This window comes from Chitinophaga cymbidii (assembly GCF_007992715.1).
In the GTDB taxonomy this organism is placed as follows: domain Bacteria; phylum Bacteroidota; class Bacteroidia; order Chitinophagales; family Chitinophagaceae; genus Chitinophaga; species Chitinophaga cymbidii.
On record NZ_BKAU01000001.1, the window covers coordinates 2,471,184 to 2,485,280 of the forward strand.

Below are 14,097 nucleotides of genomic sequence, written 5' to 3' on the forward strand. Positions count from 1 at the left end.
ACGAATCCCGCTTGTCATCCTGTGACAACATACAATCCCGCTTATTCGTAATTTTGCGCCATGAGCGCAGAAAAACTCCGCCTGGACAAGTACCTCTGGGCGATCCGCATATTCAAGACCCGCACGCAGGCCGCTGCCGCATGCGATACCGGCAAGGTGAAAATGAACGGCAGCGCCGTGAAAGCCGCCCGCAACGTGAACATCGGCGACCAGTACGAGGTCAAAACAGAGGCCAAACGCTGGAAGATAGAAGTAGCGGGCCTGCTGCACAACCGCCAGGCTTATTCCGAAGCCATCAAATACTACCTGGATATCACGCCCGAAGCCGACCAGCAGTTCAACCAGCGCGTCGCTTCCAGCTTCCATACCGGCAAACGCCCCAGCAAGATCGGGCGCCCCACCAAGAAGGAACGCCGGGATCTGGACGATTTTATGCAGGAAGATTAATATTCTTATTATTTTCGCACATTCAATTTACAACCATACAATGCCTAAGCAAAGCGATGTTCTCAGCGCCGATTTCCTGGTGAAAACGGCAGAGCAGTTCGGTACACCGGTATACGTGTATCATGCGGAAAAGATCAAAATACAGTACGAAAAGCTGCAGAATGCCTTCAGCAAGGCCGATGCGCGCTTTTTCTATGCCTGCAAGGCGTTGACCAATATCAACGTGCTGCGCTATATCAACTCCATCGGCTGCGGGCTGGACACCGTGTCCATCCAGGAAGTACAGCTGGGGCTGAAAGCCGGCTTCGATCCGAAGAATATCATCTTCACCCCCAATTGTGTAGACCTTTCAGAGATCATCGCGGCGAAGGAACTGGGCGTGAATATCAATATCGATAATATTTCCATCCTCGAACAGTTCGGCAACCAGTTCGGCGGCAGCTATCCCATCTGCATCCGCCTGAACCCGCACATCATGGCAGGAGGGAACTTCAAGATATCCACCGGGCATGTGGACAGCAAATTCGGTATCTCCATCCACCAGCTGCGCCACATCGAGCGGATCGTGAAATCCACCAAACTGAAAGTGACCGGCCTGCACATGCATACCGGTTCCGAGATCAAGGATGTGGACGTGTTCCTGCGCGGCGTGGAAATCATGTTCGAAATGACCGAACATTTCCCCGATCTCGAATTCATCGACCTGGGCAGCGGCTTCAAGGTAGCCTACCAGCAAGGCGATCCGGAAACGGACATCGACCTGCTCGGCAAAAAGCTCACCGATGCGTTCAATCATTTCGCAAAATCCTACAAACGCCCGCTGCAACTCTGGTTCGAACCAGGGAAATTCCTCGTGAGCCAGTGCGGGTATTTTGTGGTGAAAGCCAATGTGATCAAGCAAACGACCGCTACGGTATTCGTGGGCGTGAACTCCGGTTTCAACCACCTCATCCGCCCCATGTTCTACGATTCTTTCCACCTCATCAGGAATATATCCAATCCTAAAGGCACCGAGCGGATCTACACCGTTGTAGGTAATATTTGCGAAACCGATACTTTCGGGTGGGACCGCAAGATCAGCGAAGTGCGCGAGGGCGATTACCTGGTGTTCTACAACGCCGGCGCCTACGGCTTTGAAATGTCCAGCAACTTCAACTCCCGCCTGAAACCCGCGGAAGTGCTCGTGAAGGACGGCAAGGCGCACCTCATCCGCAAACGCGATACACTGGAAGACCTCCTGAAGAACCAGGTAGAAATTCCCCTGTAACAACCATGTGCGCAGCAGCGCACCTAAAGCCGTTGAAAGACCCGCATGCAAAACATCATTCAAAACCTGGAGGCCAAAGGCTACGTTTTCCTGTCGAAATACGGCTTCAGGGAGCTGGTCATTCCCTTACGGGAGGGCCTGCAAACCTCCAATGTTTTTACCCGGATGATGTGGTTCTTCACCATTTTGGGCGGTATCTGGGCCGGCGTTACCTACGCTTATCTCTATGGTGCCGGGCAGATAAAGCTGTCCACCTTCCTCTTCTGTTTTTTTGCCGGCATTCCCGCTACATTTCTGCTGATACCGCTGCATGAAATGATCCACGGATGGATGTTCCGCTGGTACGGCGCCAAAGATGTCAGATACGGGGTCATCTGGCGGTACCTGATGTTCTACGCCGTCGCCCACCAGTTTCCTGTCAACTACCGGCAGTTCCGGTACATTGCGCTGGCGCCGTTCGCCGTGATCACGCTGTTATGCGCCCTCGGCTACATATGGCTGCCCGCGGAGGGAAAGGCTCTCATACCCGGCCTGTACATCTTTCACACCGTCTGCTGCGCCGGCGATTTCGGCCTTTGCGCCTATTTCTACAAATACCGGCAACGGGACCCCGTGAGTTTCGACGACGCCGACAGCCATATTTCCTGGTTTTACGCCCTGCCCGAAGCGCCGGAAGGTAATCCCGAAACCAAACGTACATCGGATACAGAAAACCCGTAACTTTGCCCTACTAAACTCCCCTTGCCATTCCGTTATCCTGCGCTGTCGACTGTCTGCTTTTTTGTTGATTTTTTATGAAGATACTAACTGCACATCCCGGTCTGTTTAAAGACGATTATCTGATCGATAGTCATATATCCTTCGTTCCCTTTATCCGCTTCATGAAGGAAAAGGCAACGACCGCGCAAGGCGCGCGCGCCGCATATTTTTCCGAGATCGTAAGGCATTTTGAAAGCAATCCCGCCCTGCAGCAGCCGCTGAAGGAGGATGTGGACATCACGCAGTACCAGGAGTACCTGGACCTGCTGACCGCTACCGTTTTTCCCGTGACGATGGATGATTCGAAAGACATCTTCGGCATTGGCGTGCCCTACCGTTTCGCCATCTTCTACTATTCGGAACGTTTTAAAAAGATATTTTCCGAAAATGGCGCCGAACTGATGGCGGTGCCCAAAGGCATCTCCGAGGAAAAGGTGAAGCGCGACAAGCTCATCTGGCTGTACAAGCTGGTGCTCGAACGCTGGTATGGCCTTCGCATCAATTACGAGCCTTCGCTCATTCATGCCGTAGACGCCCCGGAAACAGGCACACGTAAATACATCAAGGTGAATATCGATCCGCGTTTTGTGGACGTGAAGCTGAAAGACACGCTGCCTCCGCTGGACTGCGACAGCATCTGCACCGGCAACTTCCAGGAACAGAACCTTGGCGACCTGGTCAACATGCTGCCGCTGAGCCATTTCGAGCTGGAAGGGTTCGTGATCTGGACGATCCAGGACGTAACGGAAGAGCATGTGGTGACCGGCATGAAGAACCTCGTGCTGAACATCCGCAATCACAACGAACAGCAGACCTACACAAAAGCCCGGGAATATCTCCGCACGCTGGCTGGCCGGCCGGACATCAACATTCACCTGATGCCGTTCCTGAAAGTGAACAACAAGCACGTGCTGGAAACCGCCTATACGTCGCAAAGCATGATCTTCACCAATGCCCGCAACGATGTGGAGCGCAGCCACCTGAACGACCAGATGCTGCAATATCTGCAGGCCCATCCCGCGCCGCTGGTGATCGAACAGGTGACCCGCGAATCCGTTGAGCTGTATCCGTTTCTGAAATACCTGCCCCTGCACGGCGTCCGCAGCTTCATTCTGCTGGCGATCAAGCATGAGGACAATATACTCGGCACGCTGGAACTGGCCACCACCGGAGGAAAAGAGCTGGAATGGGACCTGCTGGCGAAGCTGCAGCCCATGTACGCCGTCGCCTCCCTGCTCCTGCGGCGCAGCATAGAATTGCATAAGGAAAGGATCAGTGACGTGATAAAAGACCAGTTCACCGCATTGCAGCCCGCCGTGGAATGGAAATTCATGGAAGCCGCCTGGGAATACCTCCACACACCCAAAGCGCAGCAGAAAGACATCGGCAACATCCTGTTCGAAGACGTGTACCCGCTGTACGGCGCGGTAGACATCCGCAACTCTTCCATCGAGCGCGGCTCCGCCATTCGTGACGACCTGAAGGAACAGCTGCAGCTGATCCAGCATACCTTCAAACAGATCAACGGCGATCTGCATCTTCCCTTGCTGGAAGAACTGCAATTCAAGAACAACCGCATGCTCAACAACATGCAGGACACCCTGTTTGCTGAGGATGAAGTACGAATCAACGACTTCCTGGATTCAGAGATCGCGCCCACCTTCCGTCACATCTACGAAAGCCAGCCCGAGCTGAAACCTTTGCTGAACCAGTATTTCGAGAAGATCGACAAAGTATCCGGCCATGTATACCACCATCGCCGCGAATACGAGGAAAGCCTCCAGCAGATCAACTCCGCCATCAACGCCTACCTCGAAAAAGAAAAAGAAGGATTGCAAAAATCCTATCCCTGCTATTTTGAAAAGTACCGCACAGACGGCGTCGAATACAACATCTACATCGGCCAGTCCATCGCCCCGGAAAAGAAATTCGATACGCTGTACCTGCGCAACCTGCGCCTGTGGCAGCTCTCATCAATGGCTAACATTGCACGCATCACCCATCAGCTGGAACCGCATCTGAACATTCCCCTGCAAACCACGCAGCTGATCCTTGCGCACAGCAACCCCATCGCTATCAGCTTCCGGAAAGATGAAAGACGCTTCGACGTGGAAGGCGCGTACAACATCCGCTACGAGATCATGAAGAAGCGTATCGACAAAGTGCGCATCCGCAACACGAACGAAAGGCTCACCCAGCCCGGCAAGATCGCCATCGTTTATTCATATGTGCGTGAAGCGGAAGAGTACAACAAGTACATTGAGTTCCTGCAGAACAAGAAGATCATCCTGCCGGACGTGGAGATGCTGGACCTGGAAGAAGTGCAGGGCATCAGCGGCCTGAAGGCGCTGCGGATGAGCGTGAACCTGGATATGCAGACGCAGGCGCCGGTGATTATTTGAGCTAGATGATGGATTATATCTGCATAGATTTGATCTGGTCAATCCTTATCCTGTTGCATTAAAAGCAGCACGCTAATGACGGGGGACCGTTGTTAACCCATTTGAACCCATACCGGGCACTTGTTATAGCCAAAGTAAAATGACAATAAAGTTGTAGAATGTATTGTCGTTTTATTGTATATATTTAATATTGGCTACAATTTTCAATTGATCATAAGTTTAAAAGAATGAGGTTTATTTTATCCCTTTTTTTGGTTGTTGCGTTGGCAACTATTGTAAATGGACAATCTCTTTTAATTTTTGGCGGGAAGGATCATGATGTTTTTTTGGGCTGCTTGAATTGTGATAAATATCAAGACAAATCAATTTGGAATGCTTATGGTGCCTTTGGCTCAAAATGTAATGATAAATGTATTTGGAATAAATATGGCAATTATGGTGGAAAGTATAGCGACTATTCACCTTTCAACCAGTATGCCAGTCACCCGCCAGTTTTAGTTGACAAAGACGGGAACTTTTATGGCTACTTTACTACTAATAAATTTTTCCCCAAAAGAACTACGTCCAAACTTGCATTGTTAATTGTAGATTTTTGGGAGGCTATTGCTGAGGATGTAAGCGGATATTATGAAAAGATTTTTAAACGATAGACTTTGACAAGTGAGAAACTGATAAATGAAAGCTGACAACATCCTACCTGGACTTTTAAAATGGCATTTTTATTTGCTAGGTTTCATCCTGCTGGATTTATTAACAGGCATCTTTACAGGGTATCGGCTTAACCAAAATCTGATATTTTTCTTCAAATTGGTATTGTACTTATCTGGAGCAATTCTGTTTTTTCGGACACTCAAACCCTTTAAAATAACGGCGGTTTATTTTTCATTTTATATTATATCAACAGCCATTACGGGGCTTTTCTTATTATTTGGCGGAATTTTTTTGGCGATCATGTCATCAATCTTATTGTATCCAATCTATCCGAAACAAACAACGTATAAAAATGAAACAATTAAGGTATATAATAGATTTCAGGGCTTTTTTTCCAGGTGCTGTTCCTATGAAGTAGTTGAGCCAAAACTATATTTTTTCGAAAAGCGTTTGGGCGTCATAAATATTAATAAATCGATAGCGCCAGACAAAGATGAGTTCAGATTAAGCAATAATGTAATTTTATATAAGCACGAAAATGAAAATTATGACAATGACAATCAAACAGTAACAAAGCGAGATACAACGGAAATAATACCAATTGAATAATACTTCGCTTAGCCTTATTGCCATTTCAAAAATGCATGAAGAATATTGCGTCCGGAATGTCTTTGGGTGGAGATGAGAGCTGGCGTTACTGGGATGTGATGGAAGTGTATTCTGAAAAAAGATAACAGCGTCATCAGCCGGGATGCACCATGTGCATCCCAGCTGATTTAAAACTTGAACCCAAACGTCACATAAGGCAACGTCTCCTCCTTCGAATGCCCCACCACCGCGGTGATCACCAGCATATTCACCGGCGATACATATAATCCGCCGCCAAACCCGTCGTGCCAGCGGTGTGAAGTTTCGCCTTCCGCCCACACCCGGCCCACATCATTGAAAGCGATCAGCCCCACGGAGCCGGGCAGCAGGTAAGACGTAAAGTCGAACAGCTTTGCGCGCAGCTCGATGTTGTTGTACACCATGCTGTTGCCTGCGAAGCGGTTGTTGCGGTAGCCGCGGAGGTTGGCGGTGCCGCCGAGCGTCAGCGCCTGGAAGAACTCATGTTTGCCCCAGGTGACGCCGCCGCCGAAACGAGCCACCAGCACCACGTCCGCCGGTAATCCAAAAGAAGCGTAAATGCTCATGTCCGTACGCAGCTGCGCATAGTCGTGCGAAAAAGTGTTCAGCCCTTTGTTGCCCTGTAAAGACGTATTCCAGAGCAGGCCGCGGGTAGGAATGATATCGTTGTCCCTTGTATCGATGTTAAAAGCGGCGCGCAGGCCCGCGTGAAATTTATTCTTAAAAATAACGGCGGAATCGATCTTGTTGACATCGTAGTCCGTCAGGTAACGCCCGCTGTTATCTTCTGCCTCCAGCGTAACGGCGGTAATGGACGGGCCGATGCTGGCGGTGATGTTCTGCGTAAGGTTGTTGCGGAGCAACGCTTCCAGGCTGAATACATTGAAGCGGCTGCGATAGTACCGTATAGGCGGGTCCGTTATATCCTTGTCGAAAGCGGTTTCATTGCCGAAGCCGAAGAAGTTCATGGTATTGTGCGGCGCTCTCGCCAGGCCGTTCACCAGCAGGTCAGACCGGTCGATGGCGTCCGTGAACTCGCCCGCATACTTGAAGCTGAAAGCGCTGGTGGCGAGGGCATGCACGCCGGTGAAAGTATGCTTCACGGCAAAGGGTTCTTTGCGGAAGCCGTGCCCGGTGTACTGCAGGCCAAGGCCCAGCAGCAGCCCGTCGTCGAGGTTAAAGCCCCCGGCTACCATGGGCATCAGCTTGTTGTATTTGAACTCGGTCCGGTTGTAGGTGATCACCTCCGGCCTGGTGGAAAGGCGCAGCTTTTCACGGTTCGTTATGGCAAAGCTGTCTTTTCCGTTTTGAAGATCGTACAGGAGGATGCGCTTGCCGCCGGCGCCCGTGCTCTGGTCGATATAAGTATCCTGTTCCCTGCCGCCGATGAGGCGGACGCGGATCGGCGTGGCGCCCGCTCCCTGGATGATGAATTTGTCGCCGCCGCCAAGCCCGAACAGTCTTATTTCTTTGGTATGCGCCGGATCAAACGTTCTGCTGTACAGTGTTTGTTCCGGCTCTCCTTTTTTGCTGATCTTTTGCGCGGTGATTTGCAGGCGTCCTTCCGGCATGCGGGTCACGGTGAACTGTTCGTTCTTTTGCGACCCGGTAACGTCCACCGTTTTCGCCAGGAAGCGGTAGTATTCCATGGCTTGCTTTGGAAGATTATCCCTGCGGGCTTTCAGCACCGCGATCGTCCGTTCGCTCACCTGGCTGCGGACCGCTTCGGGGAATTGCGCCACCGCATTTTCAATAACGCTGTCTGTCACCATCCGCGAAAACTCCGCCGCCTGCTTTTCCCAGTCCTCTTCGCTCAGCGCATGGAGGAAGTTGCGGTCCAGGTAACGGGAGCTGAAGTTCCAGCCGTTGATATTTTTTGTCTCTGGCCGGAAGCCCTGTATGGAAGGCAGCAGCCAGGAGCGCGACATGGCGCCCGGCAGAAATCCTTCATTGACGAAGAAAGCCTGGTCGCGGTCGCGGGGAATCGGGTAGAAGGTCTTGTTCTTTTTCTTGTCTTTCTCCGCATACCACCGCCATTGGTCCTCATGGCGGTCCCAGTCGGCGATCAGCATGTCCAGCAGCCGCGCCTGCAGCATGGAAGGCTGGTCTACGCTGTTATCATTATCGTCCAGCAGCTCTTCCAGCACTTTCGGCGTGTTATATGTTTTACTGGCGGTAACAGGCTCGCGTTCTTCGAAAAGGTATACGCCGTTGGCAAAATCTTTCCGGTACACGCTGAGCGCGGTGTCATCCGCGAGATAAACAAAAGACGGATTCGTATGCGGCACGCCCGCCGCTTCCGCGATGGGAGATACGGCGAGCGGGGCATAGGGATTGGCGGCGGAGATCTGGTCCTGCACCACTTCGCGGGCGAAGGTTTCGCGCAGGGCTTCCGGAATGGCGCTCACAGGCCATTTGCGCAGGGAGCGCAGCACCCATTCATTCCCGTTTTTATCTTCCAGCCGTAAAGAACGTGTTTGCTTGCCGCCCCCGCGTTTGGTGATCTTCAGCCCGCCTTTGACAGTATCGAGGTCTATCACGGGGAATGTCAGCGGTGTGGCCCATACCTCGCGGTAGTTGTTGCCGAGGATGGCGCGGTGGAATTTTCCCGCTTTGGCATATTGCAGGTCCGGCGCTGTTGTCACCGCTGCGGGATGCGGTAATGCAGCGGTCTGCTGCGCCACGCGCGCCACGTGCTCCCGGATGTTGAGCAGGGTATGGGTGAACATCGGCGCGGTATCCTGGTCGTTATAGAAATTCACCCGCACGGTACCGTTGTGTAATACTTCTATCACGCTGAAACCGTTGCGGCGGCTGGCGAACAGGGACAGCTTACCCTGCTTTACACGGTTATCTTTCGCACCGGAACCGCTCACGATATAATGCCTGTCCAGATCTTTTATCAGCTGCAAAGTGTGATCATGACCGGAAACGAATACCACCGGTGCTCCTGCCGGTATCGCTTCTTCTATGCCCTGGACCATTTTGCGGTACAGCGGATGCGGCAGGTCTTCCCGGGTGCCGAACACGCCGCGCACCAGCGGGTACACGGAGCCGATCACCGGCAGCGGCAGGTACAGCGAAGGCTTTGCGTCCGTCAACGGAAAGAGGTGCTGCTTGAACGTATAATAGCCGCCGTGAATCCCGTAGCTGCGCAAAGGATGATGCGCGGCGAAAACGATGAGCTTGCCGGGATTCAGCGCAACAATGTCGCTGATGGCGGAAAGCACTTCATCTTCTGTTTTGCAGTCGCAGCTGGATTCTATGCCCGGTTTCTTCCCCGGGTACAGCCACCATTCCGTGTCCATCACGATCAGCATCACATCTTTTCCCAGTGGTACCGTGGTGGGGTCCGGACAACCGTCTTTCGGCAGGAATTGCAGGTTGGGCAGCAGCAGTGAATCGATATAGGTCTGCTGGTTGCGGATCACCTGCCAGCCGTCAGGATGGTGTTTGGACCAGTCGTGGTTCCCCGGAATGAAGATGCCTTCCGCTTTTGTGCCCCGCACAAGGTTGGCCTGGTAGTCCAGTATTTCTTTTGCCAAAGGGTAGCTCGCGGCTGATTCGTCGGGTAACCCCAGCGGATATACGTTATCGCCCAGGAAGAGGACCGTATTTTTTCCGTTGTTCAGGTCGATGAGTTTTCTTACCGCATCTACGGTAGGATTGCGGCCGTTGTGCACTTCACCCGCGTCCCCGATGAGGATGATGCGTTGCTGTATGCTGTCCGTCTGCGCGCTAACGGCGGCAGCGGCAAAGAGGAATATGGGGAGCAGGAGGTTTTTTAGCATGATTATGGTCGATAGCTGAATTTTAGAATATCGGCGGTGTTTTCATCGTCGCCTTCGTTGGAAATATACATATCACCGTTCGGCGCGAAAGTGATGCCTTCCGGTTGATTGAAATGTTTACGGTCCAGGTGATGCGCTTCCAGCACATGCCCCTGCAGGTCCGCGATCACGAGCAGCCGGTTGATGGAGGCAACGATGTATAGCCGTTTTTCCACCGGGTGAATGGCCGCAGCGGAAGGTCGGAAGTGTTTGGACGGGGAATCCTGCAGCTTTTCGATGTCATCCGCTTTGAACTGGTAGGCGGGGCCGGGAAGATGCCGCATGCTGTCCATCGTAAACGCATATACGCTGGTAACGCCCTGGCCTTTGTCATCTTCACAGTTCTTGCAGATGATGAAGGTTTTATTCTGGGAAGGATCGTAGTAAGCCGCCTCGAACTCGTTTTTCTTTTGCGGGAAATGATAGGCTTGTGATTCGGTGGTATCGGTAAAAAGATGCAGCACATGATAGATGCTGCCGTTGCTTTTGAGCACCAGCCAGTCCTTCCCCGTAAATACCAGCTCTTCATAATCTCCGCCCTTGCCGAACTTCCAGGTGGGGTAGGCGGACTTCGCGCGGAGGCCGATCTGGAACAGCTTGCCCTGTTCATCGTTCATCGACATGAAATGATCTTCATCACGATAATATACCAGTCCGGATATTTCCTGCATAGACTCGCGTACCTTGAACCTTTCCGGGCTTTCCAGGTGATAACCTTTGGGCGATGTGAGGTTCTTTTGCTTCCGCTCACCGAGGGCCTGGCAGGATAGCAGCAGTGTGAGCAGGCAATAGAGTTGGATACCCTTCATAAGCCGATTCTTTAGTTCGTAAAATTAAAGCAAAAAATGCCGTAATTTGGAAGTAAATCAACATGATGTCATGGAAATAAGTTCAGTCATCGCCGCCGCGCAGTCTCATGTGACCCAATTGTTCAATCAACATCCCGATCCGGTACTGGTCTATCATAACCTGGCACATACCAGGCAGGTAGTGCAGGCGGCAGAGCAGATCTCCTCCTATTACCGGCTGACGGATAATGACCAGTTGATCGTGATGCTGGCCGCATGGTTCCATGACGTGGGTTATGTGCTCGGAGAGCGCAGGGAACATGAACAGGCAGGCGCCGATGCCGCCCGCAATTTCACCGGCATGCAGCAATTGCCTGATAGTGTGGCGCAGGCGGTGGAAGGATGCATCCTCGCCACACACATCCCGCAGGAGCCGAAAAACCTGCTCGAACAGATCGTATGTGATGCGGACCTCTTTCATCTCGGCAGCAAGGATTACAAGAAGCGCGACAAGCTGCTGCGCTCCGAAACGGAGCTGGCTACCGGCAGGAACATATCCGGGCTCGAATGGACCCGCACCAGCATCCTCTTCCTGGAATCACATAAGTATCATACCGCTTATTGTCAGACGCTGCTGAAGGCGCAGAAAGAAGACAATCTCGAACGCCTGCGCTCCCGGCTGGAACGGAAGCAGAGCGAAAGCCTGCAGGAAGCCGCGGAAAGCGAAAGCAGGCCGGAGAAGCTCTCAAAAGAAGGCAAGCCCCCGAAAGCGGAGAAAGTGCGCAAACCCGAAAGAGGCGTGGAAACCATGTTCAGAACAACATCCACCAACCACATCCGCCTTAGCTCCATGGCCGATTCAAAGGCCAACATCATGATATCGGTGAACGCCATTATCATTTCCGTGTTGCTGTCCGTACTGCTGCGCAAGCTGGAAGATTACCCGAACTTCATCCTGCCGGCCATCATCTTTCTCTTCACCAGCGTAACCACCATTGTGTTTTCCGTGCTCGCCACGCGCCCCAACGTCACCAGCGGCCGGTTCACGGACCTGGATATACGAAGCAAGAAAGCCAACCTCCTTTTCTTCGGCAACTTCCACCAGATGACGTACCAGGAGTACGAGGAAGGGATGGAAACGATCATGGAGAACGGCGAATACCTGTACAGCAATATGATCCACGATATTTACAACCTCGGCGTTGTGCTCGGCCGGAAGTACCGCCTGCTGCGCTTCGCCTATAACACGTTCATGTTCGGCATCATCGCCTCTGTGCTGGCGTTTGTGGTTGCCGCCGTATTTTTCCCCGTAAAAGGATAGTCATTGCAAACTGTATTATTTGACCGGGACCTGAGCTGGCTGTCTTTCAACTACCGCGTGCTGCTGATGGCCGCCGATCCGAAGGTACCCTTATATGAGCGCGTCCGTTTTTTGTCGATCTTCTCTTCCAACCTGGACGAGTTTTCGCGTGTCCGCCTGCCCGCTTTGCTGGCGCTTCACCAGCTGAAGGCGGAAGCGGAACCTGCCGTGCTGCCCGCGGTGCAGCGGGAAATTTCCCGGCAGCTGGGCGTATTCGGGGAGATCTTCACGCAGCAGCTGTTGCCCGCACTTCGCAACGAAGACATTCATCTTTATCATAACGAACCCCTGCAGCCCGCCCATCACGCCGCGGTGCGCGATTATTTTTATACAACGGCGATGGGCTTTCTGCAGCCCGTGTTCATCCGGCTGGAGCAGCCGGTGGAAATGTTCCTGGAGAACAATGCGCTGTATCTCGTTGTCAGCTTTGAGAACGATGAACATGCCATTGTAAATGTGCCGTCGCACGCACTGCCGCGCTTTCTCGCGCTGCCGGACCAGCATATCATTTTCCTGGACGATGTGATCCGGCATTTCCTGCCGCAGTTGTTCCCCAGCCGCAAAGTAACCGGCTGCTACAGCATCAAGGTAACCCGTGATGCGGAAATTGATGTGGACGAGTTCAGCGGCCATCTGCTGCAAAAAGTGGAAAACATGCTGGTGAGAAGAGAGCTGGGCCTGCCCACCCGTTTTTTATACGATGCTTCCATGCCGGATACGCTGCGTGACAGGCTGGCCGCGTATTTCAGGATCGCGCCGCAGGAAATGGTGGCCGGCGGCCGCTATCATCACCTGCGGGACCTGGCGGACCTGCCGATGCCCGTGCGCAACCCGGCCTTCACCTATCCAAAGCAGGTGCCCGCCCGCATACAGGCGCTGGAAGCAGCGGACTGCCTGCTGGACACGGTGATGAAACAGGACGTGCTGCTGCATGTTCCCTACCAGCATTACGACTACATCCTCCGTTACTTCAATGAAGCCGCCATCGACCCGGACGTGCGGGAGATCTATGTAACGCTCTACCGTGTAGCGTCCGGCTCGCAGATCGTGAACGCCCTCATCAGCGCCGCGAAGAACGGCAAGCAGGTGACCGTGATGGTGGAGCTGAAAGCGCGCTTCGATGAAGCCAACAACGTGCGCTGGGCCAAACGCATGAAAGAAGCCGGTGTGAAGATACTGTACAGCATTCCCGGCCTGAAGGTGCACGCCAAGGTAGCGCTGGTAAAACGCCGCAGGGGCTACCGCTATGAGCACATCGGCCTGATGGCCACGGGCAATTTCAATGAAAGCACCGCGCGTTTTTATACAGATCATGTACTGCTCACCGCACATGCCGGCATGACGCAGGAACTGGAGCTGCTGTTTATTTATATGCAGACCGGCCTGCCGCCCGCGCGTTACCAGTTCATGCAGTTTACGCACCTGCTGGTGGCGCAATTCAACCTGGTAGACCGGTTCACCGCGCTCATCCGCCGCGAGGCGGAACATGCCCGGGCCGGGCAGCCCGCGCGCATTGTGATCAAGCTGAACAACCTGCAGGAAAAGCAGATGATCGCGGAGCTGTATGCCGCGGCGGACGCCGGCGTGGAAATAACGTTGATCGTGCGGAGCATCTGCTGCCTGGTGCCGCGCAAAGGTATTCGCGTGCGGAGGATCGTAGACCGTTTCCTGGAACATGCGCGCGTATTTATCTTTCATAACAAAGGCGAAGAGGAAATATTCATGGGCTCGGCGGACTGGATGAACCGCAACCTGCACCGCCGCATAGAAGTATGTTTCCCAATATATCACCCGCAATACCGCAGGGAAGTAAAAGATATTATCGCTTTACAGCTTGCAGATAATACAAATGCTGTAATATTGGACAGTCAAATAGTCAATATACCGGTGGAAAAGCAGCCCGGTGAAGAAGACGTGAATGCGCAGCAGGCGATACAGGCTTATGTGCATACGTTGTAACCCGGTC

At 52.8% G+C, this 14,097-nt stretch carries 10 protein-coding genes; 8 read left to right on the top strand and 2 right to left on the bottom strand.

Annotated elements, in window-relative coordinates; all coding sequences use genetic code 11:
• Window positions 1–60 precede the first annotated feature (60 nt).
• The 6 genes from CCY01nite_RS10280 to CCY01nite_RS10305 all read left to right on the top strand — a co-directional run bounded on the left by CCY01nite_RS10280 (window position 61) and on the right by CCY01nite_RS10305 (window position 6,135).
• The gene (locus tag CCY01nite_RS10280; RefSeq protein ID WP_146860312.1) at window positions 61–447 is read left to right on the top strand and encodes an RNA-binding S4 domain-containing protein; all 387 of its coding nucleotides are present in this window, start codon (window positions 61–63) and stop codon (window positions 445–447) included.
• Between the two features lie 40 nt (window positions 448–487).
• On the top strand, window positions 488–1,714 hold the full coding sequence (gene lysA, locus CCY01nite_RS10285; protein ID WP_146860314.1) for a diaminopimelate decarboxylase: 1,227 nt from the start codon (window positions 488–490) through the stop codon (window positions 1,712–1,714).
• A gap of 45 nt (window positions 1,715–1,759) precedes the next feature.
• Window positions 1,760–2,434 (top strand): DUF3267 domain-containing protein, encoded by a 675-nt coding sequence (locus CCY01nite_RS10290; protein WP_146860316.1) that lies wholly within the window; start codon window positions 1,760–1,762, stop codon window positions 2,432–2,434.
• A 74-nt stretch (window positions 2,435–2,508) separates the two neighbouring features.
• A complete protein-coding gene (locus CCY01nite_RS10295) occupies window positions 2,509–4,875 on the top strand; it encodes a hypothetical protein (RefSeq protein WP_146860318.1) in 2,367 nt (788 codons plus the stop codon).
• A gap of 227 nt (window positions 4,876–5,102) precedes the next feature.
• The gene (locus CCY01nite_RS10300) at window positions 5,103–5,525 is read left to right on the top strand and encodes a hypothetical protein (protein ID WP_146860320.1); all 423 of its coding nucleotides are present in this window, start codon (window positions 5,103–5,105) and stop codon (window positions 5,523–5,525) included.
• A 25-nt stretch (window positions 5,526–5,550) separates the two neighbouring features.
• Complete coding sequence (locus tag CCY01nite_RS10305; protein ID WP_146860322.1) at window positions 5,551–6,135, top strand: hypothetical protein; 585 nt, start codon at window positions 5,551–5,553, stop codon at window positions 6,133–6,135.
• A gap of 167 nt (window positions 6,136–6,302) precedes the next feature.
• Here the strand turns inward: CCY01nite_RS10305 and CCY01nite_RS10310 are convergent, their stop codons facing one another.
• Both CCY01nite_RS10310 and CCY01nite_RS10315 read right to left on the bottom strand, forming a co-directional pair.
• Entirely contained in the window at window positions 6,303–9,944 is a 3,642-nt protein-coding gene (locus tag CCY01nite_RS10310; protein WP_146860324.1) for a BamA/TamA family outer membrane protein, read from the bottom strand.
• Between the two features lie 2 nt (window positions 9,945–9,946).
• Window positions 9,947–10,792: an SdiA-regulated domain-containing protein gene (locus CCY01nite_RS10315; protein WP_146860326.1), complete on the bottom strand. Its 846-nt coding sequence runs from the start codon at window positions 10,790–10,792 to the stop codon at window positions 9,947–9,949.
• A gap of 70 nt (window positions 10,793–10,862) precedes the next feature.
• On the opposite strand from CCY01nite_RS10315, the gene CCY01nite_RS10320 reads away from it, so the two are divergent.
• Both CCY01nite_RS10320 and ppk1 read left to right on the top strand, forming a co-directional pair.
• The gene (locus CCY01nite_RS10320; RefSeq protein ID WP_146860328.1) at window positions 10,863–12,092 is read left to right on the top strand and encodes a Pycsar system effector family protein; all 1,230 of its coding nucleotides are present in this window, start codon (window positions 10,863–10,865) and stop codon (window positions 12,090–12,092) included.
• 3 nt (window positions 12,093–12,095) lie between these two features.
• A complete protein-coding gene (gene ppk1, locus CCY01nite_RS10325; RefSeq protein ID WP_146860330.1) occupies window positions 12,096–14,090 on the top strand; it encodes a polyphosphate kinase 1 in 1,995 nt (664 codons plus the stop codon).
• The last annotated feature ends 7 nt before the right edge of the window (window positions 14,091–14,097 follow it).